Source organism: Microbacterium marinilacus, assembly GCF_019753765.1.
In the GTDB taxonomy this organism is placed as follows: Bacteria; Actinomycetota; Actinomycetes; order Actinomycetales; family Microbacteriaceae; genus Microbacterium; species Microbacterium marinilacus.
Genome location: NZ_JAIJZW010000001.1, coordinates 61,067 through 87,312 on the forward strand (window position 1 = coordinate 61,067; position 26,246 = coordinate 87,312).

The 26,246-nt window shown below is 72.6% G+C and carries 21 protein-coding genes; 16 read left to right on the forward strand and 5 right to left on the reverse strand.

The window, feature by feature from the left end:
• The first annotated feature begins 42 nt into the window (after positions 1–42).
• The 3 genes from K5S26_RS00285 to K5S26_RS00295 are packed head-to-tail and all read left to right on the forward strand — an operon-like array spanning position 43 to position 3,327.
• Positions 43–909 carry a polyphosphate kinase 2 family protein gene (locus K5S26_RS00285; protein WP_221854916.1) on the forward strand — a complete coding sequence of 289 codons (867 nt, stop codon included), beginning with the start codon at positions 43–45 and terminating at the stop codon, positions 907–909.
• A gap of 40 nt (positions 910–949) precedes the next feature.
• Positions 950–2,077 (forward strand): glycerate kinase, encoded by a 1,128-nt coding sequence (locus K5S26_RS00290; RefSeq protein WP_221854918.1) that lies wholly within the window; start codon positions 950–952, stop codon positions 2,075–2,077.
• Positions 2,077–3,327, forward strand: a complete 1,251-nt coding sequence (locus tag K5S26_RS00295; protein WP_221854920.1) for an FAD-binding protein — start codon at positions 2,077–2,079, stop codon at positions 3,325–3,327. The genes K5S26_RS00290 and K5S26_RS00295 overlap by 1 nt, the downstream gene beginning before the upstream one ends.
• A gap of 53 nt (positions 3,328–3,380) precedes the next feature.
• Here K5S26_RS00295 and K5S26_RS00300 read toward each other — a convergent pair whose 3' ends face one another.
• The gene (locus tag K5S26_RS00300; protein WP_308122705.1) at positions 3,381–4,628 is read right to left on the reverse strand and encodes an isochorismate synthase; all 1,248 of its coding nucleotides are present in this window, start codon (positions 4,626–4,628) and stop codon (positions 3,381–3,383) included.
• 99 nt (positions 4,629–4,727) lie between these two features.
• Here K5S26_RS00300 and K5S26_RS00305 point away from each other — a divergent pair, with 99 nt between their 5' ends.
• From K5S26_RS00305 to rhaS, 8 genes are all read left to right on the forward strand, one after another.
• Complete coding sequence (locus tag K5S26_RS00305; protein WP_221854922.1) at positions 4,728–5,261, forward strand: DUF402 domain-containing protein; 534 nt, start codon at positions 4,728–4,730, stop codon at positions 5,259–5,261.
• Between the two features lie 50 nt (positions 5,262–5,311).
• Positions 5,312–6,073, forward strand: a complete 762-nt coding sequence (locus K5S26_RS00310) for a demethylmenaquinone methyltransferase (protein WP_221854924.1) — start codon at positions 5,312–5,314, stop codon at positions 6,071–6,073.
• Between the two features lie 14 nt (positions 6,074–6,087).
• Positions 6,088–7,116 carry a polyprenyl synthetase family protein gene (locus K5S26_RS00315; RefSeq protein WP_221855958.1) on the forward strand — a complete coding sequence of 343 codons (1,029 nt, stop codon included), beginning with the start codon at positions 6,088–6,090 and terminating at the stop codon, positions 7,114–7,116.
• A 90-nt stretch (positions 7,117–7,206) separates the two neighbouring features.
• Entirely contained in the window at positions 7,207–8,580 is a 1,374-nt protein-coding gene (locus tag K5S26_RS00320; RefSeq protein ID WP_221854926.1) for an FAD-dependent oxidoreductase, read from the forward strand.
• A 221-nt stretch (positions 8,581–8,801) separates the two neighbouring features.
• A complete protein-coding gene (locus tag K5S26_RS00325) occupies positions 8,802–10,388 on the forward strand; it encodes a sugar ABC transporter ATP-binding protein (RefSeq protein WP_221854928.1) in 1,587 nt (528 codons plus the stop codon).
• Positions 10,385–11,395, forward strand: a complete 1,011-nt coding sequence (locus K5S26_RS00330; RefSeq protein WP_221854930.1) for an ABC transporter permease — start codon at positions 10,385–10,387, stop codon at positions 11,393–11,395. The genes K5S26_RS00325 and K5S26_RS00330 overlap by 4 nt, the downstream gene beginning before the upstream one ends.
• Positions 11,392–12,465 carry an ABC transporter permease gene (locus K5S26_RS00335; protein WP_221854932.1) on the forward strand — a complete coding sequence of 358 codons (1,074 nt, stop codon included), beginning with the start codon at positions 11,392–11,394 and terminating at the stop codon, positions 12,463–12,465. The genes K5S26_RS00330 and K5S26_RS00335 overlap by 4 nt, the downstream gene beginning before the upstream one ends.
• Before the next feature lie 78 nt (positions 12,466–12,543).
• Positions 12,544–13,587, forward strand: coding sequence for a rhamnose ABC transporter substrate-binding protein (gene rhaS, locus K5S26_RS00340; RefSeq protein ID WP_221854934.1), 1,044 nt, complete (start codon positions 12,544–12,546; stop codon positions 13,585–13,587).
• A gap of 136 nt (positions 13,588–13,723) precedes the next feature.
• Here rhaS and K5S26_RS00345 read toward each other — a convergent pair whose 3' ends face one another.
• Together K5S26_RS00345 and K5S26_RS19090 are read right to left on the reverse strand one after the other, a co-directional pair.
• Entirely contained in the window at positions 13,724–15,286 is a 1,563-nt protein-coding gene (locus tag K5S26_RS00345; protein WP_221854936.1) for a DEAD/DEAH box helicase, read from the reverse strand.
• Positions 15,287–15,539: 253 nt separating this feature from the next.
• Positions 15,540–16,463 carry an AraC family transcriptional regulator gene (locus K5S26_RS19090; RefSeq protein ID WP_221854938.1) on the reverse strand — a complete coding sequence of 308 codons (924 nt, stop codon included), beginning with the start codon at positions 16,461–16,463 and terminating at the stop codon, positions 15,540–15,542.
• 51 nt (positions 16,464–16,514) lie between these two features.
• Between K5S26_RS19090 and K5S26_RS00355 the strand changes: the two genes are divergently transcribed.
• The 4 genes from K5S26_RS00355 (at position 16,515) to K5S26_RS00370 (ending at position 22,027) form a co-directional block, all read left to right on the forward strand.
• Positions 16,515–18,071, forward strand: coding sequence for an aldehyde dehydrogenase family protein (locus K5S26_RS00355; protein WP_246603399.1), 1,557 nt, complete (start codon positions 16,515–16,517; stop codon positions 18,069–18,071).
• A 173-nt stretch (positions 18,072–18,244) separates the two neighbouring features.
• Positions 18,245–19,393: a sugar ABC transporter substrate-binding protein gene (locus tag K5S26_RS00360; protein ID WP_221854940.1), complete on the forward strand. Its 1,149-nt coding sequence runs from the start codon at positions 18,245–18,247 to the stop codon at positions 19,391–19,393.
• 101 nt (positions 19,394–19,494) lie between these two features.
• Positions 19,495–20,976, forward strand: coding sequence for a sugar ABC transporter ATP-binding protein (locus K5S26_RS00365; RefSeq protein ID WP_221854942.1), 1,482 nt, complete (start codon positions 19,495–19,497; stop codon positions 20,974–20,976).
• Between the two features lie 40 nt (positions 20,977–21,016).
• Entirely contained in the window at positions 21,017–22,027 is a 1,011-nt protein-coding gene (locus K5S26_RS00370) for an ABC transporter permease (protein WP_221854944.1), read from the forward strand.
• Positions 22,028–22,055: 28 nt separating this feature from the next.
• Here the strand turns inward: K5S26_RS00370 and K5S26_RS00375 are convergent, their stop codons facing one another.
• Both K5S26_RS00375 and K5S26_RS00380 read right to left on the reverse strand, forming a co-directional pair.
• Positions 22,056–23,069 (reverse strand): LacI family DNA-binding transcriptional regulator, encoded by a 1,014-nt coding sequence (locus tag K5S26_RS00375; protein ID WP_221854946.1) that lies wholly within the window; start codon positions 23,067–23,069, stop codon positions 22,056–22,058.
• 32 nt (positions 23,070–23,101) lie between these two features.
• Positions 23,102–24,766 (reverse strand): glycoside hydrolase family 13 protein, encoded by a 1,665-nt coding sequence (locus K5S26_RS00380; RefSeq protein ID WP_221854948.1) that lies wholly within the window; start codon positions 24,764–24,766, stop codon positions 23,102–23,104.
• Between the two features lie 186 nt (positions 24,767–24,952).
• Here K5S26_RS00380 and K5S26_RS00385 point away from each other — a divergent pair, with 186 nt between their 5' ends.
• Positions 24,953–26,203, forward strand: a complete 1,251-nt coding sequence (locus K5S26_RS00385; RefSeq protein WP_221854950.1) for a sugar ABC transporter substrate-binding protein — start codon at positions 24,953–24,955, stop codon at positions 26,201–26,203.
• Positions 26,204–26,246: the final 43 nt, after the last annotated feature.

Here is a 26,246-nt window from a genome sequence, read left to right on the forward strand (position 1 = left end):
CGACCACACGGTCCCGGCACGGCGGATGGTTGAATGTGCGGCATGACCGCGAAGAGCCAGGCCCGATGGACCGAGGACGCGCTCACGGCGCTGCGCGTCGGCAGGGGCTTCCGGCTCGAGAACCTCGATCCGGCGTCGACGCCCGGATACGGCGGCGGGAAGAAGGACGGCGAGAAGGACCTCGCCGCCGGGCTGGATCAGCTCGCCGAGTACCAGGAGCGGCTCTACGCCGCCAGCCGCGGCGGGACGGCACGCGACTCGGTGCTGCTGGTGCTGCAGGCGATGGACTCGGCCGGCAAGGGCGGCATCGTGCGTCACGTGGTCGGCGGCGTCGACCCTCAGGGCATCCAGCTGGCGGCGTTCAAGGCGCCGACGGAGGACGAGCTCGCGCACGACTTCCTGTGGCGCATCGAGAAGCGGGTGCCCGGCCCCGGGCTGATCGGCGTGTTCGACCGGTCGCACTACGAGGACGTGCTGATCGGAAGGGTGCGCGGCCTCGCCGAGCCCGAGGAGATCGAGCGGCGCTACGGGGCGATCGTCGACTTCGAGCGCCGCCTCACCGAGTCGGGCACGCGGATCATCAAGGTGATGCTGCACATCTCGCCCCAGGAGCAGGGGAAGCGCCTTCTCGACCGGCTCGAGCGCCCGGACAAGCACTGGAAGTACAACCCCGGCGACGTCGACGAGCGATCCCAATGGCCCGCCTACATGGCGGCGTACGAGACCGTGCTGCGCCGCACCTCGACCGACGACGCTCCGTGGTTCGTGGTGCCCGCCGACCGCAAGTGGTACGCCCGCCTCGCGGTGCAGGAGCTCCTCCTGGAGACGCTCGAGCAGATCGATCCGCAGTGGCCGGTGGCGTCCTTCGACGTCGACGCCGAGAAGGCCCGCCTGACCGCGACCCTCTGAGGCGACAGCCGGCGAGTCCGTCGTGCGAGAGGATGGCGGGATGAGCAGACGCGTCGTCATCGCCCCGGACAGCTTCAAGGGCACGTGCGCCGCCGGTGAGGTCGCCGGGGCGCTCGCCGACGGCTGGCGGACGGTCGAGCCGTCGGCCGACATCGAGCTGCGGCCCATGGCCGACGGGGGAGAGGGCACGCTCGAGGCGTTCGCCGCCGCCGTGCCGGACGCTCGACGGATGCCCCTGCGCGTCACCGGGCCGGCGGCGGTTCCCGTCGACGCGTCGTGGCTGCTGCTGCCGCCCGACGATGCGCTGCCCGGGGGGACGGGCGTCGTCGAGCTCGCCTCGACGTCGGGCATCGAGCTGCTCACCGGCGGGCTGCGCGGTCGCGACGCCTCGACGATCGGCTTCGGTCAGGCGATCCGGGCCGCCCTCGACCACGGGGTCTCGCGGCTCGTCCTCGGCATCGGGTCGAGCGCGTCCACCGACGGCGGCATCGGGCTGCTCACCGCGCTGGGGGCGCGCTTCACCGACGAGTACGACGTGTCGGTGCCGCCGGGGGCCGCCGGACTGGACGAGCTGCGCAAGGCCGACCTCACCCGCCTGCGCGCGGTGCCGGACGGCGGCGTCCTGGTGCTGACGGACGTGACGAACGCGCTCACCGGCCCCGAGGGAGCGGCGCGCGTGTTCGGCCCGCAGAAGGGGCTGGACGACGGCGGGATCGAACGCGCGGAGGCGGGGCTCGAGCGGCTCGCGGGCCTGCTGCCCGCCGATCCGGACACGCCGGGCGCCGGCGCGGCGGGCGGGGCCGGCTTCGGGCTGCTCGCCTGGGGAGCGAGGCTCGTCGGCGGTGCCGCCGAGATCGCCGAGCTCACCGGCCTGACGGGAGCCGTGCACGGCGCTGACGTCGTGATCACCGGCGAGGGGTCGTACGACGGGCAGTCGGCCGGCGGCAAGACGCCGTCGTTCGTCGTCGAGCTCGGCGCGTCGGCCGGCGCCCGCGTCGCCGTCGTCGCCGGCAGGGTCGACGACGACGCCGAGACCGACGGCATCGATGTGATCTCGCTGACGGCGCTGTCGGGATCGGCCGACGCCGCGCTGTCGGATCCCGTGCGCTGGCTGCGCGCGGCCGGGGAGAGACTGGCGCGCGACGTCGCCGCCGGAGGGGAGTCCTGATGTCCGACACCGAGCTGGTCAACTGGGCGGGCAACGTCCGCTTCCGTGCATCGCGGATCGTCAGCCCTACGTCGATGGACGAGGTCCGCGATGTCTTCGCCTCGCCGGGCCCGGTGCGGGCGCTCGGCACGGGGCACTCGTTCAGCCTGATCGCCGACACGGACGGGACGCTCGTCTCGACCGCCGGGCTCACCGCCGCGCCGACGGTCGACGCCGAGGCGCGGACGGTGACGGTCGGCGCCGGCACCCGGTACGGCCACCTGGCGCAGGCGCTCGAGTCGGAGGGGTGGGCGCTGTCGAACCTGGCGTCTCTGCCGCACATCTCGGTCGCGGGCGCCGTCGCGACCGGCACGCACGGCTCGGGCGACGGGGTCGGCACGCTGTCGTCCGCGGTGGCGGCGCTCGAGCTGGTGACGCCGGGCGGAGAGGTGCTGCGCCTGCGCCGCGGAGACGCCGCGTTCGACGCCGCCGTGGTGTCTCTCGGCGCCCTGGGCATCGTCACGTCGCTGACGCTCGACATCGAGCCGTCGTTCGAGGTCCGCCAGCGCGTCTACGAGCGGCTGCCGCTCGAGACGGCGCTGGCGCATCTCGACGCGGTCACCGGAGCCGCCTACAGCGTGAGCCTGTTCCTGCGGTGGGCCGATCCGGACGTCGTCGACCAGGTGTGGACGAAGTCACGCGACGCCGATGCGCCGGAGCTTCCGGGAGCCCCGGCTGCCGCCGCCGGTCCGGTGCACATGCTCGACGGCGTCTCGCCCGCGGCGTGCACGCCGCAGCTGGGCGAGCCCGGGCGGTGGCTCGACCGGCTGCCGCACTTCCGCCTGAGCCACACCCCCTCGGCGGGCGCCGAGCTGCAGTCGGAGCACCTGGTGCCACGCCGCCACGCGGTCGCGGCGATCCGCGCGCTGCGCGGGCTCGCCGACCGGATCGCGCCGCTCATCCAGGTCACCGAGGTGCGCACGATGCGCGCGGACGGGCTGTGGCTGAGCCCCGCCTACGGCACCGACGCGGTCGGGCTGCACTTCACCTGGAAGCCGGATCAGCCGGCGGTCGAGGCGGTCGTCGCCGAGATCGAGGCGGCGCTCGCGCCCTTCTCGGCGCGTCCGCACTGGGGCAAGCTCTCGACGCTGGACGCGCGTCAGCGCGCCGAGCTCTGGCCGCGGCTCGGCGACTTCGCGGCGCTGGCCCGCGAGCTCGACCCCGAGCGGCGGCTGCGCAACCCCTACCTGTCGTTCCTCGACGAGGTGTGAGGCGCCGGGCCGCGCCGCGCCGGGCGCGACCCGTTCTGGGGGCAGGAGAGCCTCTACGCCAGCGCGTCGACGATGGGACGGAACTTCACCCGCGTCTCGAGCAGCTCGGCCTCCGGCACGCTGCCCGCGACGATCCCGCCGCCCGCGTGCGCGGTGACGGTCCTCGGCCCCTCGGGCTCGGAGCCGAACTGGGCGCACCGCAGCGCGATCGCCCACTCGCCGTCGCCGTCCGCGTCGATCCAGCCCACCGGCCCGGCGTAACGGCCGCGGTCGAACGGCTCGATCCGGCGGATCGCCGCCAGCGCCGACGGCGTCGGCGTGCCGGCCACCGCGGCCGTCGGGTGCAGGGCCTGCACCATGTCGAGGGCGCTCGCTCCCCCCGACAGCACGCCCTCGACATCGGTGGCGAGATGCCAGAGGTTCGGCAGCTTGAGGGTGAAGGGCTGCTCCGCCGAGGCGAGGGCCGACGTGTGCGGGCGGAGGGCGTCGACGACCGACCGCACCGCGTACGCGTGCTCGTCGACGTCCTTCGGGTTGGAGGCGAGGTCGGCCACGATGGCGGTGTCCTCGTCGGCGTCGGCACCGCGCGGCCGCGTGCCGGCGAGCACCCGCGCGGTCACCTCGCCGCCGCGCACCGTCACGAGCGTCTCGGGGCTCGCGCCGACGATGCCGTCGATCGCGAACGTCCACGTGTCGGGATAGCCGCTCGCCAGCGACCGCACGAGTCGGCGCAGGTCGGCGTCCTCCGGCACCGTTCCGGCGATGTCGCGAGCGATGACGACCTTGCCCAGCTCGCCGGACGCGATGGCCGACAGGGCCGCCCGCACGGCGTCGCCGTGGGCGGCCGGATCCATCAGCCCGGGCCCGAGGGTCGCGGACCAGTGCGGGCCGTACTCGGTCGGCTGCAGCTCGGCGAAGGCGTCGTCAGCGGCGCGGATCCGGGTGATCCAGGCCCTCCCGTCGCGGCGCCCGGCGATCACCTGCGGCACGACGAGCGTGCTCGGCGAGGACGACGTCTCGTCGAAGGCCAGCGCGCCGAAGCCCACGAGCCCGGTGCCCGGCAGCCGCACCTCGTCGTCGACGGAGGCGGCGGCCACGAGCTCGCGCCACATCGCCGCGAGCTCGGCGGGCCGGTCGCGATCCCACGCGAACAGGTCGACGACCCGCCCCGCTCCCACCATGCCGTCGCCGCGGCGCATCCAGACCAGGGGGCTGTCCGCCTCGGTGAGCGGAAGCAGGTCCTCGACCGGGTCGGCCTCCCGTGTCTCCACGATCAGGCGCGGCAGAGAGGCATCGTTCACCCGCTCAGCTTAGTTCCGGCCGTCGCCGGGTCCGCTCGCCGAGGTCCCCGGCCTCGCCCGCCCGGCCGCGACGTCCGGACCGGGGCATAGGCTCGGCGCATGCGCCATACCGCCGGGACCCCGATCGTCTTCCGCTGGCGGAAATGGGACGGATCGCCCCACTGGCAGCACGAGTGCGTGTACCTGGGCGAGGACGAGCACGGCGACTGGCTCGGCCAGGCGGCGGGATCGCACGCGTTCCGGCCAGGGCGCGACGTGCTGCTGCGCTCGCCGAGCGTGATGATGCTGCCGCACGCGCGCGAGGACTACGTGCTGACCGTCAACGCCGCGCCTGAGCTCACCCGCGTCTACATCGACGTCGCGTGGGCGGTGCGGTGGGGCGAGGACGGCCTGCCGACGGCGATCGACATGGACCTCGACGTGGTGCGCCGGCTGGACGAGAGGGGCGTGTACATCGACGACGAGGACGAGTGGGAGGAGCACCGCGTGCGGTTCGGCTACCCGTCGCGCGTGATCGAGGCGCTGGAGCGCACCGCCCACGACCTCGAGGGCCGCGTCCGCGCGTTCGACCCGCCGTTCGACGACGCCACCGCCGACCGCTGGCTCGCCGTCCTGGCGGAGCTGCCCGACTGAGCGACGGCGCGCCAGCGGGCGCGCAGTCACGGCCGCCTACACTTGTGCGCGTGACTTCACGCGATCCCCAGGTCCCGAACCGTGCCGACCTCGGCAAGGACCCGGCCAGCGTCAGCGGCATGTTCGACCAGGTCGCCGCGAAGTACGACGTGACGAACACCGTGCTGAGCGTCGGCAACGACCGGCTGTGGCGCGTCGCGACCACTCGCGCCGTCGCCCCCCGGCCGGGCGAGCGCGTCCTGGATCTGGCCGCCGGCACCGGTGCGTCCGCGATCTCGCTCGCGCGCAGCGGCGCCGCGGTGGTCGCCGCCGACTTCTCGCCGGGGATGATCGCCGAGGGCCGGCGCCGGCACGGCTCGGTCCGCAACCTCAGTTTCGTCGAGGCCGACGCGACCGACCTGCCCTTCGCCGACGACGAGTTCGATGCGGTGACGATGTCCTTCGGGCTGCGCAACGTCCGCCAGCCGAAGAAGGCGCTGGCCGAGCTGCTGCGCGTCACGAAGCCGGGCGGACGCCTCGTGATCTGCGAGTTCTCGCACCCGCCGCGGCCGTGGTTCCGCGGCCTCTACCGGTTCTACAACGACCGGGTCCTGCCGCGCGTCGCGCGCCTGGTCTCGTCCAACACCGAGGCGTACGACTATCTCAACGAGTCGATCAGGCACTGGCCCGACCAGCGCACGCTCGCGTCGTGGATCCGCGACGCCGGGTGGGCGGACGTCGCCTACCGCGATCTCTCCTTCGGAATCGTGGCCCTGCACCGCGGCGTCAAGCCGGCGCAGGCGACGGAGCCCGCCGGTAGGCTGGACGCGTGACCCCCAGCCCCTCCATGGCGAGCCGTTTCGGCCTGAGCGAGCGCATGTTCGCCGGCCCCGGCTCGAAGCGGCTCGTCGCCGCCGTCGAGGACGGCCTCGACTCGGTCGAGCGGGCGCTCGCCGAAGAGCTGCACTCGACCGACGCGCTCGTGGACGCCACCAGCCGATACCTCTACGAGGCCGGCGGGAAGCGCGTGCGGCCCATGCTCACGATGCTCTCGGCGCAGCTGGGGGAAGGCGCCGTCCCGGCGGTGGTCGACGCCGCCACGGCGCTCGAGCTCACCCACCTGGGGTCGCTCTATCACGACGACGTGATGGACGGCGCCGACCGTCGCCGCGGCGTCGCGAGCGCGCACCAGGTGTGGGGCAACAACATCGCGATCCTCACCGGCGACCTGCTCTTCTCGCGGGCGAGCCAGATCATGGCCCGGCTCGGCGAGCGGGCCATGGCGTTGCAGGCCGACACCTTCGAGCGGCTCGTGCTGGGGCAGATGCACGAGACCGTGGGCGCGCAGCCCGGCGACGATCCGATCGCGTTCTACATCCAGGTGCTCGCCGACAAGACCGGCTCGCTCATCGCCGCCTCCGCGCAGGCCGGAGCGATCTTCTCGGGCGCCGACGAGCGCTATCACGAGCCGCTGCGCATGTTCGGCGAGAAGGTGGGCGTGGCGTTCCAGCTGCTGGACGACGTCATCGATCTGGCCGCCGATCCCGCTGAGACGGGCAAGGTGCCCGGCACCGACCTCCGTGCCGGGGTGCCGACCATGCCGTACCTGCTGCTGGCGGCCACCGACGACGCCGAGGCCCGCGCGCTGACGGGGCGCATCGACGACGGCGTCGCGCGGATCGGCGAGGGCGAGGACCCGGCGATCCTCGACGCGCCGCTCGCGGCCCTGCGCGATCACGAGGCCACCGCGCGCACGCGCGAGCTCGCGTTGAGCTGGACACGCGAGGCGACCGAGGCTCTGAAGCCGCTGCCGCGGGGCGGCGTGCGGGAGGCGCTCACGCGCTTCGCCGAGTCGCTGGTCGATCGCAGCAGCTGACTCCGGCCCGCGACCTCCACGCGTTCGCCGTGGGGCGCGGCTTCGAACCACGATAGGACCCCGATCTCCGATCGGCAGGGAAGGAAAGTCATGACCAAGCTGAGGCTGGCCATCGTCGGCGCGGGGCCCGCGGGCATCTATGCGGCGGACATCCTGTTGAAGGCCGAGAAGCAGTTCGACGTCTCGATCGACCTCTTCGAGCACCTCCCCGCGCCCTACGGGCTCGTCCGCTACGGCGTCGCGCCGGACCACCCCCGCATCAAGGGCGTCGTGAACGCGCTGCGCGAGGTGCTCGACCGCGGCGACATCCGGCTGTTCGGCAACGTGCACTTCGGCGAGGACATCACCCTCGACGACCTCAAGCGGCACTACAACGCGGTGATCTTCGCGACCGGCGCCGTGCGCGACGCCGACCTCGAGATCCCGGGCATCGACGCCGCCGAGTCGTACGGCGCGGCCGACTTCGTCAGCTGGTTCGACGGCCACCCCGACGTGCCGCGCACGTGGCCCCTGACCGCCCCGTCCGTCGGCGTGATCGGCAACGGCAACGTGGCGCTCGACATCTCGCGCATCCTGGCGAAGCACGCGGTCGATCTGCTGCCCACCGAGGTGCCGCAGAACGTCTACGAGATCCTCGAGGCGTCGCCCGTCACCGACGTGCACGTGTTCGGTCGTCGTGGCCCCGCGCAGGTGAAGTTTACCCCGCTCGAGCTGCGCGAGCTCGGCGAGCTGCGCGACGTCGACATGGTCGTCTACGACGAGGACTTCGACTACGACGACGCGTCTCGCGCGGCGATCGAGACGAACAAGCAGGTCAAGGTCATCGACCGCATCCTGCAGTCGTGGCGTCAGCGCGACTCGGTCAACAACGCCGGCGGCACCGCCTCGCGGCGCCTCCACCTGCACTTCTGGGCCAAGCCCGTCGAGGTGCGCACCGACTCCGAGGGGCGCGTCGCGGCCCTCGTCTACGAGCGCACCACGCCGGACGGCGAGGGCGGTGTGGCCGGCACCGGCGAGCTGCGCGAGGTGCCGATGGGGCAGCTCTACCGTGCTGTCGGCTACTTCGGCTCCCCGCTGCCGGGCGTGCCGTTCGACGAGAAGCACGGCGTGATCCCGAACCACGAGGGCCAGGTGATCTCGCACGACTCGAACGAGCGGATCCCCGGCATGTACGCCACGGGCTGGATCAAGCGCGGCCCGGTCGGACTGATCGGCCACACGAAGTCGGACGCGATGGAGACCGTCCAGCACCTCGTCAACGACCAGGGCTCATGGTGGCAGCCCGAGGACCCGTCCGAGGACGCGATCCCGGCTCTCCTCGCCGAGCGCGGCGTCGCCTGGACCGACCTGGAGGGCTGGCACCGCCTCGACGAGCACGAGATCTCGCTGGGCGCGCCGCACGAGCGTGCTCGCATCAAGGTCGTGCCCCGCGACGAGATGGTGAAGGTCTCGCGCGCCGAGTAGGGCGCCCCGCGCTCAGGTGGTCGAGAGCCCGGTCCCCTCGGGGGGCCGGGCTCTCGCGCGCCGCGCGGAGGGCGAAAAAACCTCGGTGCGCGTCGTTTCGCCCGAGGAAGCGCTTTCTCATTCGCCCGCGCGTCAGCGACGTTGACGATGCTCGACGGGTGTGCGCTAGCATCCGTTTGAACCGTTTCAAATAGGAACCTCGAGGAAGAGAGTCCTGCGCCATGGATGTCGCAGCCCCCGGTCCCGCCGAGCCCGTCGGCGCCGCGTCGCACGGATCCGCCGTCGACGACGCGCCGCTCCTGCGGCTGACCGACGTCACCAAGTCGTTCGGCGCCGTCGTCGCGCTGCGCTCCGGCAGCCTCGAGCTGCGACCGGGCTCGATCCATGCGCTGATCGGCGAGAACGGCGCGGGCAAGTCCACGCTCGTGAAGATCATCGCGGGACTCTACCAGCGCGACTCCGGCGGGTTCGAGCTCGCGGGCGAGGCGACCGACTTCACCAGCACCGCGCAGTCGAAGGCCGCGGGGATCGCCGTGATCTATCAGGAGCCGACGCTCTTCCCGGACCTGTCCGTGACCGAGAACATCTTCATGGGACGCCAGCCCGTGGGCCGGCTCGGCGGCATCGACCGTCGGACGATGCGCGACGAGGCCCGTCGGATCTTCGACCGCCTCGGCGTGAGCATCGACCCGGACCGCGTCACCGACGGCCTCTCGATCGCCGACCAGCAGATCATCGAGATCGCCAAGGCGATCTCGCTCGATGCACGCGTGCTCATCATGGACGAGCCGACCGCCGCCCTCAGCGGCGTCGAGGTCGACCGGCTCTTCGCCGTCGCGCGCAGCCTTCGCGACGAAGGGCGCGCGCTGCTGTTCATCTCGCACCGCTTCGACGAGGTGTTCGCGCTCTGCGACACCGTCACGGTCATGCGCGACGGGGCCTACGTCGCGACCACGCCGATCGCCGACACGACGGTCGACGACCTCGTGCGGCAGATGGTCGGCCGCGACGTGACCGATCTCTTCCCCAAGCTGCCCGCCGAGATCGGCGACGCCGTGCTCGAGGTGAACGGCCTCACGCGGGCCGGCGTGTTCCGCGACGTGTCGTTCTCGCTTCGCGCCGGCGAGATCCTGGGCCTCGCCGGCCTGGTGGGCGCCGGACGCAGCGAGGTCGCGCGCGCCGTGTTCGGCGTCGACCGGTACGAGTCCGGCTCCGTGAAGCTGCTCGGCCGCACGCTGCCCCGCGGCGACGCGCGCGCGGCCACCGCCCGCGGGCTCGCCCTCGTGCCGGAGGATCGCCGCCGGCAGGGGCTGGTGCTCGACCAGAGCGTCACCCGCAACACCGCCCTGGCGATCCGGGGGCGCCTGGCCAGGTGGGGCCTCATCCGGGAGGCCAGCGAGACCGCGGCCGCGAGGGAATGGGCGACGCGGCTCGAGGTCAAGACGTCCGCGCTCGACACCGAGACCGGCACGCTGTCGGGCGGCAACCAGCAGAAGGTCGTCCTGGGCAAGTGGCTCGCCACCAGCCCCCGCGTGCTCATCATCGACGAGCCCACCCGCGGCATCGACGTGGGGACCAAGGCCGAGGTGCATCGCCTGCTGTCTCAGCTGGCGCAGGAGGGGATGGCGATCCTGATGATCTCGTCGGAGCTGCCCGAGGTGCTCGGCATGGCCGACCGCGTGCTGGTCATGCGCGAGGGCCGCATCACCGGCGAGTTCGACCGAGACGGAGCGACGCCCGAGGCCGTCATGCGCGCGGCCACAGCCGACTCCGCCGCTGTCGACGCCGGATCGGAGGCGGCGCGATGACCCGCACGCTGGCCCGCTTCTTCACCGCGCGGGAGACCGGCATCCTGCTCGCGCTGATCATCGTGGTGGTCGTCGCGACCGCCGCCAACCGCTCGTTCGTGTTCTCGGGTGACGGGTGGCGCGATCTGCTGCTCACGCCCTCGCTGCTGCTGCTCGTGGCTGTCGGCCAGGCGATCGTGATCGTCACCCGCAACGTCGACCTCTCCGTCGGCTCCGTGGTGGGCCTGACCGCCTACCTCACGGGCCGCCTGTTCGTCGACGTCCCCGGCATCTCGCCGATCCTCGTCTTCGCCGCCGGTCTCGGGCTCGGCGCGCTGCTGGGCCTCGTCAACGGGGCGCTCGTCGCCTACGCGAAGGTCCCCGCCCTCGTCATCACCCTCGGCACGATGTACGTCTACCGAGGCGTCAACGTGTGGTGGACCGGCAGCGACCGGATCAACGCGTCCGACCTGCCGCGCGGGTTCCGCGACCTCGGCACGGGACAGATCGGATCAGGGCCGCTCGCGTCGCTGCCGTACCTGACGATCGTCGCGGTGATCGTCCTCGTGGCGGCGGGCTGGTACCTGAGCACCCGGCGGTCCGGCCGAGAGCTGTACGCGATCGGATCGGACCCCGCCGCCGCCCACCTGTACGGGCTGCCGGTGACTCGACGCATCCTCACCGCCTTCGTGGCGTCGGGCGCGCTGTCGGGCTTCGCCGGCGTGCTGTTCGCCGCGCGCTACGGCACCGTCGCCTCGAACGCGGGCTACGGCTGGGAGCTGCAGGCGATCGGCGCGGCGGTCATCGGCGGCGTCGCGATCGCCGGCGGCGTCGGCACCGTCTGGGGCGCGGCGATCGGCGCGTTCCTGCTGCTGACCATCAACCGTGCGCTGCCCATCATCGGCATCGACCCGTTCTGGCAGCAGGCGGTCGTCGGCGCGCTGATCATCGGTGCGATCGTGCTCGACCGCGTCCTCGCGGTCCGGCGGCACCGACGACTCATCGCCCAGCGAGAGGAGCGGCGATGACCGCCGAGAACGTGCTCACCCGCGTCGTGACCACCAGCACGCCCGCGCACGCGCATCCCGCCTGGCGGCGCTGGCTCCTCACCCGTGAGGCCGCGATCATCGCGCTGCTCCTCGTCGTCGTGCTCGTCGCCCTGTCGTCGGTGCGGAACTTCGGCAGCCCGCTGACGCTCACCTATCTGCTGCGCGACATCGCGCCGATCCTGCTGATCGCCCTCCCCATGACGCTCATCATCGTCACCGAGGAGATCGACCTGTCGGTGGCGAGCGTCCTCGGCCTGTCCAGCGTCATCACCGGCGTGCTCACGGCCGCCGGTCTGCCGTTCCCCCTCGCGGCGCTCGCCGCCGTGGTCGCCGGCGCGCTGTGCGGAGTGGTCAACGGCTTCCTCGTGACGGTCGTCGGCCTGCCGTCGCTCGCCGTGACGATCGGCACCCTGGCGCTGTTCCGCGGCATCGCGGTCGGGCTCCTCGGCACCACCGCGATCACCGACTTCCCGGAGTTCTGGACCGACCTGGCGAAGGCCTCGATCCCCGGCACGCCGATCCCGGCGATCATGATCCCGTTCGTCGTCCTGGCGATCGTCTTCGCCGTGCTGCTGCACGCGACGCCGTTCGGGCGGGCGCTGTACGCCATCGGCCTGAACAAGGAAGCGGCGCACTTCTCGGGCATCGACGTCGCGCGCAGCAAGTTCACGCTGTTCGTCCTCAGCGGCGCCGTCTCGGGCTTCGCGGGCGTCTACTTCACTTTGCTCTACAGCAACGCCCGCGGCGACAACGCCACGGGGCTCGAGCTGCAGGTGATCGCCGCGGTCCTGCTCGGCGGCGTGTCGATCTTCGGCGGCCGCGGCGCGCTCCACGGCGTGATCGCGGGCGTGCTGCTGATCGGCACCCTCGGCAGCGCGCTCCGCCTCGCGGGCGTCAGCGGAGAGGTGATCAACATCATCACCGGCGTCCTGCTCGTGCTGTCGGTGGTGTCCGCGAGCGTGCTCGCGTGGGCGCGATCCCGCCGCACCGCCGCGATCGGCCGGCGCCGCCTCCGGGCGGCCCGCAGCTCCGCCGACCTCCAGACCTGAACCTCCGACCCAGTCCCACACCATGCAGTCCCACACCATGCAGTCACCGACGACTTCACCAACGAAGGGAAGTTAGAGATGTTCACATTCCGCAAGCCCCGTGCCCTCCTGGGCGCGGCGGCGCTCACGCTCGGCGTCGCCCTGGTCGCCACCGGATGCTCCGCCGGAGGAGACGACGCCGGCAGCGACGGGGGCGGCGACGGCGGCGACGCCATCACGGTCACGTTCCTCCCGAAGAACCTCGGCAACCCGTACTTCGACACGTCGAGCAAGGGCGGCACGGCCGCCGTCGAGGACTTCGGCGGCACGTTCGAAGAGGTCGGACCGACCGAGGCCAGCCCCACGTCCCAGGTCTCGTACATCCAGACCGCGGCGCAGCAGGGCGTGAACGCCCTGGTGGTCTCGGCCAACGACCCCAGCGCCATCTGCGACGCGCTGGACGAGGCACGGTCGGCCGGCACCAAGGTCGTCACGTTCGACTCCGACACCGATCCCGAGTGCCGCGACCTGTTCATCAACCAGGCCACTGCCGAGGGCATCGCGAAGGCGCAGGTCGACCTGATCGCCGAGCAGATCGGCGACGAGGGCGAGATCGCGATCCTGTCCGCGTCGGCGAACGCCACCAACCAGAACGCGTGGATCGAGCTCATGCAGACCGAGCTCGAGGCGAGCCACCCCGACATCGAGCTCGTCGACACCGTGTACGGCGACGACGACGACCAGAAGTCCTTCGACCAGACGGCGGCTCTCCTGCAGACCCACCCGGATCTGAAGGGCATCATCTCGCCGACCACGGTCGGCATCGCGGCCGCGGCCCGCTACCTGTCGACCTCGGAGTACAAGGGCGAGGTGGCGCTCACGGGCCTCGGCACGCCGAACCAGATGCGCGAGTACGTCGAGGACGGCACGGTCACGGCGTTCGCGCTGTGGAACCCCGAGGACCTCGGCTACCTCGCCGCGTACGCCGCCAAGGCGCTCGTCGACGGCACGGTCACCGGCGAGGCCGGCGACACGTTCGAAGCCGGCGACCTCGGCGAGTTCGAGGTCGGCGAGGACGGCGTCGTGCTGCTGGGCGACCCGTTCGTGTTCGACGCGGACAACATCGGCGACTTCGACTTCTGAGCCGCCATCACCCCGGAGAGCCCGGTCCCCAAGGGGCCGGGCTCTCCGGCGTGAGAATACGACTCTGCGCCGAGAATGCGCGTGGTCGCTGCATTCTCGGCGCAGGGAGGGATTGTCGCGGGGGCGCGACCTCGGGTCAGCGTGCGGTGCCGGGCGCCGACGCGCGGCGCGGGCCGCGGCGGCGCTGAGGCTGCGCGGCGGGAGTCGCCGACCCGCCGTGCGCCGGACGCTGAGGCGCCTGGCCCGTGGACGTGCTGTACATCGGGGCCGAGCCCGCGGTGCGGGCCTGGCCCTGGCGCTGGCCGCCCTGGCCCTGCCGCTGACCGCGGCGCTGGCCCTGGCCCGCCTGGCTCTTGCGCTGCTCGCCGCCGCCGTTGCCGCCGGCGCCGCCGCCGTTGCCGCGGGCCGCGCGCTTGCGGCGTGCGTTCGCGCCCTGGGACGTGCCGCCGCCGACCGAGCCCTCGGCCGGGGCGTTGCCGACCCCGGGGCCTCCGGCGCGCGGGGCGACCCGCTCGGCGACCTCGCCCACCAGCGCGACGACGGCCGGGCTCGTGGTCGACACCTGCTGGGGCCTCACGCCGATGCCGGCGCGACGCAGCAGGATCTCGGTGTCCTTGCGCTGCGACGCGAGCATGAGGGTCACGACGTCGCCCGAGGCGCCCGCGCGCGCGGTGCGGCCCGAGCGGTGCAGGTACGCCTTGTGCTCGGCCGGCGGGTCGACGTGCACGACCAGATCGATGCCGTCGACGTGCACGCCGCGCGCCGCGACGTCCGTGGCGACGAGCACCTTCACGGCGCCCGACGAGAAGTCCGCCAGGTTGCGGTCGCGCGCGTTCTGCGACAGGTTGCCGTGCAGGTCGACCGCCGGGATCCCCGCCGCGGTGAGCTGGCGGGCGAGCTTCTTCGCCTGGTGCTTGGTGCGCGTGAACAGGATGCGACGGGCCGTGCCCGACGCCAGCGTCTTCACGAGCTCGGTCTTGGCCTCGGGGCCGGCCGCCTCGAAGACGTGGTGCGTCATGTCCGGCACGGGCGACTCGGCGGAGTCGATCGCGATGTTCTCGGGGCTCGTCAGGAACCGCTTCACGAGCTTGTCCACGCCGTTGTCGAGCGTGGCCGAGAAGAACATCCGCTGCCCGTCGGCGGGGGTCTTCGACAGCAGGCGCGTGACACCGGGCAGGAAGCCGAGGTCGGCCATGTGGTCGGCCTCGTCGAGCACGGTCACGGCGACCCGGTCGAGGCGCACGACGCCCTGGCCGATCAGGTCCTCGAGGCGGCCGGGGCACGCCACGACGATGTCCACGCCGCGCGCGAACGCCGCCTCCTGCGGCTTCTGCGAGACGCCGCCGAAGACGGTGGTCACCGTCAGGCCGGCGGCCTTGGCCAGCGGCTCGACCGTGCGCGTGATCTGCGTCGCGAGCTCGCGGGTCGGCGCCAGCACGAGCGCGGTCGGCGTGCCGGCCCGGCGGCCGAGGCGGGCGGCGGCCAGGCGGGCGACGAGCGGGATGGCGAACGCGAGGGTCTTGCCCGAGCCGGTCTTGCCGCGACCCAGCACGTCGCGCCCCGCGAGAGTGGACGGCAGGGTCTCGCGCTGGATGGGGAACGGGGTGGGGCGATCCATGGCGACGAGCGCGTCGACCAGGATCGAGGGGACGCCGAGGTCGGCGAAGGAAGGAGAGTTCTGCTGGTCTGCAGAGGTCATGTGGGTTTCTTTCGGGTGCTCCGGTCGCACGCGCGCAGGCGTGGCGGGTGCGGGCCGGGTGGTGGGCGAACTCGGCGGATGCCGGATCCGTTCGCCGCGGCAGGATGATCGGGTCGTTCAGCCGGGAAGTCCGGCGAGCCCTGGGCACGAGGAGCCTTGGCTCCGCGCCCTGTCGAGACACGACGATGCGCCCGAGACTCGGACGCGTTCCCGAGACTACCACCCTCGGCACCGACGGCGCCGCCCGCTGCGGTCAGGCGCCCCCTGCCGCGCGCCACTCGCGCGGAGCGCAGCCGTACGCCCGCCGGAAGGCGCGGGTGAACGTCGTCGGGTCCTCGAAGCCGGCGGCATAGCCGATCTGCTCGACCGTTCGGCCTGCCTGACGCGGATCGGTCAGCAGTCGCGCGGCCACCCGCAGGCGCTCGGCGCGGAGGAAGGCGGCGGGCGACTGCCCGGCCTGTTCGAACGCCTGGTAGAGCCGGCGCCGCGAGACGAAGTGCTGCCGGGCGACCTGGTCCATGTCGAGGCCCGGGCGCGTCGCGTTCTGCCGCAGGTACTCCTTCACCGCATGCCTCAGCCCGCCCGACGTGCGCGGCACGACGACGCCGTCGGCGAAGGACGATCGGATCATGACCCGCGCGAGGTCGCGCGTGACGTCGGCCACCCGGGAGGACGCGGGGCCGTCGGGCAGCTCGCGCACGTAGGAGAACAGGTTCCGAGCCGAGGACGAGGACGCCCCGCCGGGCACCGCGAGCCGTGCCATCGCCGCCTCGAGCATGCGCGGCGGCAGCCCCAGCGAGGTGCGCGACACCTGCACGATGTGCTGCTGCTGATCACGCCAGGAGTAGTCGAGGTAGTACGGCCGATCGGTGGCGTAGATCGTCACCGACCCCGGGCGGACGGAGGTGGCACGCCCGTCGGCGGAGACGGTGCCGTGCGACGACCGCTGCAGCGAGATGTGCACGTCGTCGGCCTCGGCTCGGCGCGCGAGGCGCGCCGTGCGCTCCGCGCTCGTGCCGCACGTGGTCACGAGCGACACCGACAGTCTGTCGTCGAGGGCGACGTGCTCCATCCGGCCGGCGAAGGCGGGCTCGAACCCGGCGCATCGGAGCGGCACGAAGCAGCCGCTCACGACCGACTCCCAGCCGTCGGCGCTCTCAGCCTCGAGAACTTCCACGTTCGCCTCCACGTTGATCCGTGAGCGTATCCGCGCCGTGCGAGGGGGTCAATGCGCTCCGTGCCGGACGTGCACAAAACGCCGGATCGTCGCGCGCCGGCGGTGAATACAGTTCCGGAGACCGTCGAGGACGACGGCGGGACAGGAGTGACGATGACGTTCTTCGCACAGGAGCAGTGGGACGGCCGCGGCTACGTCGGCGGCTGGTCCGAGCTGGACGGCACCGCGACGGTGACCTCGCCGTCGACCGGCCGGCCGCTGGCCACGGTTGGCGCCGGCAGCGCCGCCGACCTGGACGACGCGGTGGGCCGCGCGGCGGCCGCACAGCGCGACTGGGCCGCACGTCCCGCCGTCGAGCGCGCGGCCGTCCTCCGGCGCGCGGGCGCGATCCTCGAGGAGCAGACCGACGTGCTCGCCCGGTGGCTGATCGACGAGGCCGGGTCGGGCCAGGGCAAGGCCGCCTTCGAGGCGGGACTGGTCGCCAGCGAGGCCCACCAGGCGGCCGCCACCGCGATGATGCCCTACGGCCAGCTCCTGCAGTCGTCGCATCCCCGGCTCAGCCTCGCCCGGCGCCGGGCCGTGGGCGTCGTCGGCGTGATCGCGCCGTTCAACTTCCCGGCGATCCTGGGGTCGCGGTCGATCCTGCCGGCGCTCGCCCTCGGCAACGCGGTCGTGCTCAAGCCCGACCCCCGGACGAGCGTCTCCGGCGGCCTGTTCTTCGCGGCCGTGCTCGAGGAGGCCGGTCTGCCGGCGGGCCTGTTCGCGGTGGTGCCCGGCGGGGTGGAGGTGGGGTCGGCCCTCGTGGAGCACCCCGACGTGCCGGTGATCTCCTTCACCGGATCGACCGCCGCCGGTCGCGTCATCGGCGAGCGGGCGGGACGTCTGCTCAAGCGGGTGCATCTCGAGCTCGGTGGCAACAACGCGATGATCGTGCTGCCGGACGTCGACGTGGCGGCGGCCGCGTCGGCGGGCGCGTGGGGATCGTTCCTGCATCAGGGGCAGATCTGCATGACGACGGGGCGGCACCTCGTGCACGCCGACGTGTACGACGAGTACACGGCGCTGCTCGCCGAGAAGGCGCGGGCCCTGCCCGCGGGCGACCCGGCCACCGGCACGCCGCTGGGCCCGATCATCGACGAGCGTCAGCGCGACCACGTGCACGAGATCGTGCGCGACACGGTGGACGCCGGGGCGCGGCTGCTCGCGGGAGGGGAGTACACCGACCTCTTCTATCAGCCCACGGTGCTCGGCGAGGTGCGCGCAGACCACCGCGCTTTCACCGACGAGATCTTCGGTCCCGTGGCACCCGTCACGCGCTTCGAGGACGTCGACGAGGCGGTGGACCTCGTGAACGCCTCCGAGTACGGGCTGTCCGTGTCGATCCTCGCGGGCGACGCGTTCCGAGCGTTCGAGCTCGGTGAGCGCATCCCGAGCGGCATCCTCCACATCAACGACCAGACCGTCGACGACGAGGCGCAGGCCCCGTTCGGCGGCACCGGGTTCTCGGGCACCGGAGCCCGGTTCGGCGGCCACGAGGCCAACATCGAGGCCTTCACCGAGACGCAGTGGGTAACCGTGCAGTCGAGCATCCAGCGCTACCCCTTCTGACGACGCTCGAACGCGCGGCGTGACACGAAGCGCCGGCGGCGCCGACATATCCGTCGCGGACCGAGGCCGCCGCACCGCGACGGCCGGCACCACGAGCCCCGACCTCACACATCGCGACACCTGGAACAGCGACACCCGACACAGCGACACCCGACACGAAAGGACGTGCGACGATGCGCGGACGACGAACGCGAGGGCTGCGATCAGCCGCCCTCATCGCGGCGGGGGCACTCGCCCTCACCGCCTGCTCGAGCGGCGGAGACTCTCCCGACGACGCCGCCCCCGGCGATGACGCCGCGGGAGGGGCCGACGTGGCGGCGGCCGAGGAGTTCCTCGCGCCCTGGCTCGGCGAGGGCGACAAGGGCCTGCTCATCGACGAGCCCCTGGACGCCCCGGTGGAGGAGGGCACGCACGTCGTCTACCTCGACGTCGGCACTCCGGTGAGCGCCGTGATGTGGCAGAACCTGCAGGCACCGGCGGAGCTGCTCGGGCTGCGGCTCGAGCGCGTCGAGGTGGGACGCGACGCCCAGAGCATCAACTCGGCGCTGAACACGGTGGTCGAGCTCGCGCCGGACGGCGTCATCAACATCACGCTCGATCCGATCTTCTTCGAGCCGCAGATCGCCCAGCTCGACGAGGCCGGCATCCCCATCGCGAGCGGATCGGTGATGAACACCGTGGAGTACGGGCTGCCCGAGGCGTTCAACGGACCCGAATGGATGACGACGAACGGCGGCGTGCTGGCAGCGGCGGCCGTCGTCCGCTCCGGTGGCGCGTCGGAGTACGTGTTCTACAACGTGCCCGAGTTCCCGTTCTCGGCGCTCGAGCTCGAGGGCGCGCAGGACAAGCTCGCCGAGCTGTGCCCCGATTGCACGCTGCGCGTGGTCGACATCCCGATCGCGGAGCTCGGCTCGACCGCCGCGGACCGTGTCGTCAGCGACCTGCAGGCCAACCCGGCGACGGAGTACTTCATGGCCGCGGTCGACGAGGTGCAGATCGGCCTGCCGCAGAAGCTCGGTCTCGCGGGGCTCGATGTCGACGGCATCGCGATGTGGACGGCGCCGCCGAACTACGAGCAGATCGCCGCCGGCGAGCAGGACGCGACGCTCTCGGTCGACCTCAACCTGATGATGTGGACCGTGCTCGACCAGCTGCTGCGGGAGATGGGCGACCAGAGCTACGAGTGGCCGGACGTGCAGACCCGCGCCGCGACGCTCACGCGCATCACCGACCAGTCGAACGCCCCCGAGGACCCCGTGCTCGGATACGTCGCGATCGACGACTACCAGGACCTGTTCGCCGCCAACTGGCTCGCCGACTGATCCGATCCCGCCGGGGGCGCCCGAACGCCCCCGGTCTCCCCGCCGGGGAGGCGCCCTGGCCTCCCCGGCACCCCTCACGTCCCTGCTCAAGGAGCATCCCCATGCCAGACGCCGCCCCCCTTCTGCGCGTCACCGGGCTCGTCAAGGCGTTCCCGAGCCTCGTCGCCCTCGACGGCGTCGACCTCGACGTGGGCCCCGGCGAGATCGTCGCGGTGCTCGGTCACAACGGATCCGGCAAGTCGACGCTCGTCAAGGTGCTGGCCGGCGTCTACACGGCGGACGGAGGCGAGGTGGCGCTCGCCTCCGGGACCGGCCTGCACTTCATCCACCAGGACCTCGCGCTCGTCGGCGAGCTGTCGTCGGTCGAGAACCTCGCGCTGGTCAAGGGCACGGGGCCGGCGGCGGCCGCGCCGCTGCACCGCGCGGGGGAGCGGGCCCGCACCCGCGAGCTGATCGCCCGGTTCGGACCGGCCTTCGACGTCGACGTCGCCGTGCGCGATCTGACACCGGCGCAGCGGGCGGTCGTCGCGATCAGCCGAGCGCTCGACGGCTGGACCCACTCGGCGAACGTCATCGTGCTCGACGAGTCCACCGAGTCGCTGCACCGCACCGAGGTGGACGTGCTCTTCGGCGCGGTGCGGCGGCTCGCGGCGGAGGGCGCGGGCGTGGTCTTCGTCTCGCACCGCCTCGACGAGGTGCTGAGCCTCGCCGACCGCGTGGTCGTGCTGCGCGACGGCCGCAAGGTCGCCGACGAGCCGGTGGCCGGCCTCGACCACGGCCGCCTCGTGGAGCTCATCACCGGGTCCGCTGCCGAGGCGGTCGCCGGCGCCCACGAGGGCACGCGACGGCCGGACGCGGAGCCCGCACTGTCCGTACGGGGGCTGCGCGGGCTGACCGTCGAGCACCTGGACCTCGACCTGCACCCCGGCGAGGTCGTCGGCGTCGCCGGGGTGCTCGGCTCAGGGCGCGAGGCCGTGCCGTCGCTGCTCTACGGCGCCGCGCCTGCGGACGCGCAGGCCTTCGCCGTCGCGGGCGGCGCCTATCCGAGGCGCACGCCGGCCCGCAGCCTGCGTCGACGCATCTCCTTCGTGCCCGGCGACCGTGGTCGTCTCGGCGCGGTGCGCGACATGACGGCCCGCGAGAACCTGACGCTGGCGCAGATGCGCACGCTCACCGGGCCGCTCGGCGCCCTCTCGGCGCGGCGCGAGAAGCGAGAGGCGGCCGGCCTCCTGGCCGAGTACGACGTGCGCCCCGCACGGCCCGAGCAGCGCTTCGGCCTGTTCAGCGGCGGCAACCAGCAGAAGGTCGTGATGGCGCGCGCCTTGCGGGACGACCCGGCGGTGCTGCTGCTGGACGAGCCCACCCAGGGCGTCGACATCGGCGCGAAGGCCGCGATCTACGACTCCGTCGAGCGGGCCGCGGCACGCGGCACCGCCGTGCTCGTCAGCTCGTCCGACGCGAAGGAGCTGCTGCGTCTGTGCGACCGCGTCGTCGTGATGCGTGCGGGACGCGGCGCCGTCGAGCTGACCGGCGCGGACCTGTCCGAGCACCGTCTCGTCGCCGAGGGCTACGGCCTCGCGTGACGTCCCACCCGAACCCCACCCCGCCGGCCGAGGAGGCCCCGTGAGCACCAGCCGCAGCGACATCCTGCGCGCCCTGTCCTTCCGCAACATCAGCGCGATCTACATCTTCGTCGTGCTGTTCGCGATCTTCGCGATCTGGATCCCCGACAAGTTCCTGCAGCCCGGCGTGTGGCGCTCGCTGCTCGACGCCGAGGCGCTCACCGGCCTGGCGGCGATCGCGGCCCTCATCCCGCTCGTCGCCGGCTCGCTCAACCTCGCCATCGGCGCGCAGGTCGGCTTCTCGGCCATCCTGTCGGCGTGGTTCCTGTCGCGCGCCGGCCTGCCCATCGCGATCCAGCTGCCCGTCGTCGTGCTGGCGGGCGCCCTGATCGGCTTCGTGACCGCGATCGTCATCACGCGGCTCCGGGTCGAGCCGATCATCGCCACCCTCGGCATGAGCTCGATCCTGCTCGCGGGAATGGCCTGGGTCTCGGGAAGCCAGCAGATCCTCGACCTCGGTCCCGACTACCGGCTGATCGCCACCACCCAGCTGGGCGGCGTCACCGTGCCGGTGTACATCCTGTTCGTCGTCGCCGGCGTCACCTGGTACGTGCTCGAGCGCACGCCGGCGGGTCGGCGGATGTACGCCGCGGGCTACAACCCCGAGGCGGCCCGGCTGGCGGGCGTGGGCGTCGAGCGTCTGCGCGTGTGGAGCCTGACCGCCGGTGGGGCGATCGCCGCGCTGGCCGGGGCGCTGCTCACCAGCCGCATCAACGCGGGCGATCCCACGGTCGGCCCGAGCTTCCTGCTGCCGGCCCTGACCGCCGTGTTCCTCGGCTCCACGCAGTTCAAGGGCGGCCGGTTCAACGTGTGGGGCACGATCGTCGCGATGTACGTGCTCGCGGTCGGCATCAAGGGGCTGCAGCTGGCCGGATCGCCGCGCTGGGTGAACGACCTGTTCTACGGGCTCGCGCTGCTGCTCGCGGTCGCGCTGTCGCAGTGGGAGGCGACGTCACGGCGTGGATCGGCGGTCGGCCGTGTGCTGAAGGGCATCGGCAAGCGCGGCTCCTGAGTCGGCCCGTGCCCGCGCCGTGGCCCGGTCAGTCGCGCGGTCGCGACGTGGACGAGCGGACACGCAGCTCGAAGGGCAGGGGGGTGTCGGACGCGGCGACGTCGCCTCCCGGCTCGAGCTGCGACATCAGGATGTCGACGGCGAGGGCGCCCTGCTCGCGGGGGAACTGCGCCACCGTGGTGAGTCCGAAGAAGTCGGACGTGTCGTGGTCGTCGACCCCGACGATGGACACGTCCTGCGGCACGTGCAGGCCCAGGTCCCGCGCGGCGAGCATGGCGCCGAACGCCATCTCGTCCGACGCGGCGAAGACGGCGGTCGGGCGATCGCGGAGGGGGGCGCCGAGCAGTTGCTTCGCCGCCCGGTAGCCGCCCTGCACCGTGAAGTCGGCGTTCGCGACCACGCGCTCCTCGATCGGCAGGTCGGCGTCGCGCAGGGCGTGCTCCCAGCCCTGGCGGCGCTTGGTGGGGAGGTGGAAGTCGGCGTCCGACGCGACGTCGCCGCCGATCAGGCCGATGCGGGTGTGCCCGAGGCCGATCAGGTGCTCGGTCGCGAGCCGGGCGACCGCCACGTCGTCGATCGCGAGCGTGCGGACCCCGGGGATCGGGCCGCCGACGCCGACCAACGGCTTGCCGAGAGTGTGCAGCCGCGTCACCTCGGTCTCGGTGAGCTCGAGCGACACGGCGATGACCGCGTCGACCCGCTGGCGCGGCAGGAAGTGCTCGAACACCGTGCGCCGCTCGTCGCCGTCGCCGGCGAGGTTGTACAGCGTCACGTCGTAGCCGGAGCGCATCAGGTGCTGCTGGGCCCCCTCGAGGACCGAGGTGAAGTACCAGCGGCTGAGGAACGGCAGCACGATGCCGACGTTCCGTGTGCGCCCGCTGGCGAGGCTCGACGCGGCCTGCGAGACGACGTAGCCGAGCTCCTGCGCGGCCGCTACGACACGCTCGCGTGCCGTGGCCGACACGTGTCCGCGACCGGAGAGGGCGCGTGACACGGTCGCTGTCGAGACCCCGGCGAGCCGTGCCACCTCCGCGATGCTCATGCCACGCGCCCTCTCGTCATCCGTCGATCATCTCAGCGGGCGAGCAGCCAGGCGGTCGTGTCGGCGGGCAGCGCGCCGTCGTCGGCGAGCGGCCCGCTCGTCAGCAGCACGTCTCCCGCGGGCAGGACGACGGGCTCGGCGCCGGTGTTCGCGATCACGGTGACGGCGCCGTTGCGGAAGGCCACGGCGTCCGACGGCGCGCCGTCGGCCCAGGTCAGCGTTCCCGAGCCGAGACCGTGGGCGCGGCGCACCTGCAGCAGCTCGCGGTACAGGCTGAGTGTCGATCCGGCGTCTCCCGTCTGGCGGTCGCGCGCCAGCTGACGCCACTCGTCCGGCTGGGGCAGCCACGAGGCGCCCGTCGCGTTGAAGCCGTAGGCCGGGGCGTCCGCCTCCCACGGGATCGGCACGCGGCAGCCGTCGCGACCGTACCGTTCACCCGCCGTACGGGCCCAGGTCGGGTCCTGCCGGGCGTCGTCGGGCAGCTCGATCACCTCGGGCAGCCCCAGCTCCTCGCCCTGGTAGATGTACGCCGATCCGGGCAGCGCGAGCATCAGGGCGGTCGCCGCGCGCGCACGGCGCAGGCCGACGACGGGGTCGGGCTTGCCGGGGGACAGCGGCCCGATCCCGTGGCCCTGGGGAGCGTCCGCGCCGAGCGCCAGCCGCGACGCGTGCCGGATGACGTCGTGGTTCGAGAGCACCCAGGTCGACGGGGCGCCCACCGCGCCGAACGCGGCGAGGGAGTCGTCGATCACCGCGCGCAGCCGGCCGGCGTCCCACTCCGTCTGCAGGTAGTTGAAGTTGAACGCCTGATGCATCTCGTCGGGACGCACCCAGAGCGCGATCTCCTCGGTGGTCGGCATCCAGGCCTCCGCGCACAGCGCGCGGTCCCCGTCGTACTCCTCGAGCAGGCGACGCCAGTCGCGGTACACCTCGTGCACGCCCTCCTGGCCCCAGTAGGGCACCGGCTCGGCGCCGCCCATCGACGCGGCGTCCTCCGGCGGCGTGTAGTCGGGCAGCTGGTCGTGCTTGACGAGGCCGTGGGCGACGTCCACGCGGAAGCCGTCGACGCCGCGGTCGAGCCAGAAGCGCAGGATCCGGCGGAACTCCTCCCGCACCTCGTCGTTCGCCCAGTCGAAGTCGGGCTGCGCCGAGTCGAACAGGTGCAGGTACCACTGCCCGGGCGAGCCGTCGGCCTCGGTCACCCGCGTCCACGCCGGCCCGCCGAACACCGACTGCCAGTTGTTCGGGGGCTCCTCGCCGTGCTCGCCCTTCCCGTGGCGGAACATGTAGCGGCCGCGCTCACGGCTGCCGGGCGCGGCGGCGAGGGCCGCCTGGAACCAGGGGTGCTGGTCGGAGGAGTGGTTCGGCACCAGGTCGACGATCACCCGGATGGACCGCGCGTGCGACGCGGCGAGCATCGCGTCGAAGTCGTCCAGCGTGCCGAACAGCGGGTCGACGTCGCAGTAGTCGGCGACGTCGTAGCCGGCGTCCTTCTGCGGCGACGTCATGAACGGCGACAGCCAGATCGCGTCGATGCCGAGATCGGCCAGCGCGTCGAGGCGCGCGGTGACGCCCGGCAGGTCGCCGATGCCGTCGCCGTCGGCGTCGGAGAAGGAACGGGGATAGATCTGGTAGATGGCCGCGGAGCGGTGCCACGCGCCGCTCTCGGTGCTCGCGGCGTCCTTGACGGGGGTCATGTGACGCCACTCTAGGGCACCCCTGGACGAACTGGAAACGCTTGCAGTACGCTCGCCGATCAACCGGGGTCACGATCCGATCTCGAGCGGGATGCACCGTTTTGAGGATCGTCGTGAAGCAGGTATACCTGTAACCGCTTGCAGAAACCGGCAGGGCAGCCGGTCCATCACAGAAGGGCTACACCAATGAGGGTGAACAGCAAGGGCCGCCTCGTCGCGGCGTTCGCGATCGCGACGACCCTGGGGCTCGCGGGCTGCTCGTCGGCCGCGCCGCAGGGCGGCACCGACGGCGAGCCGACGGACGGCGCCGACGGGGGAGCGACCTCGACTCTGACCGTGTGGGTCGACGCCGAGAGGGTGGACGCGCTCCAGGCCGCCGCCGACGCCTACACCGACAAGACCGGCGTCGAGGTGGAGCTCGTCGGCAAGGACAACGCCGACATCAAGGACGACTTCATCCAGCAGGTGCCGACCGGCGAGGGCCCCGACATCACGATGGGCGCGCACGACTGGCTCGGCGAGCTGGCCACCAACGGCGTCGTCGCTCCTCTGGAGCTCGGCGACTCGGCCGACGGCTTCCTGCCCGTCGCCCTCGAGGCGTCCACGTACGAGGGCACCGTCTACATGCTCCCGTACGCCGTGGAGAACATCGCCGTGCTGCGCAACGCGGAGCTGGTGCCGGAGCCGGCCACGAGCTTCGACGACATGATCGCGAAGGGCGAGGCCGCGGGGCTCGACAGCCCGTTCGTCGTGGAGCAGGGCGCCGAGGGCAACCCGTACCACCTCTACCCGTTCCAGACCGCGTTCGGCGCCCCCGTCTTCGGCACCAACGATCAGGGCTACGACCCGACCGACCTGCAGCTCGGCAACGCGGGAGGCGAGGAGTTCGCCGCATGGCTCGGCGAGCAGGGCAAGAACGGGACCGGCGCTTTCAACACCGACGTCGACGGCGACATCGCCAAGCAGGCCTTCCTCGACGGCACGGCCGCGTTCTGGCTGACGGGACCGTGGAACGTGGGCGCGGCCATCGACGCCGGCATCGACGTCCAGATCGACACCGTGCCCAGCCCGACCGACGAGGCCGCCTCGCCGTTCGCGGGCGTCAAGGGCTTCTTCGTGTCCGCCGAGTCCGACAACAAGGTCGCGGCGAACGACTTCCTCGTGAACTACCTCGGCACCGAGGACGCGCAGCTGGCGCTGTTCGAGGCCGGGAACGTCCTCCCGGCGCTGTCGGCCGCCGCGGACACCGCGTCGAGCGACCCGATCATCGCGGGCTTCGCCGAGGTCGGCGCCGAGGCGGTGCCGATGCCCGCCATTCCCGCGATGGGCGCGGTGTGGCAGTACTGGGGCATCGCCGAGGCCGAGATCATCAACGGAGCCGACCCGGTCGCGACGTGGCAGAAGCTCACGTCGGACGTGCAGGGCGCGATCGGCTGATCGCGGACGACGAACCCATCCCCCTGCTCGTCGAGCGAGCGGG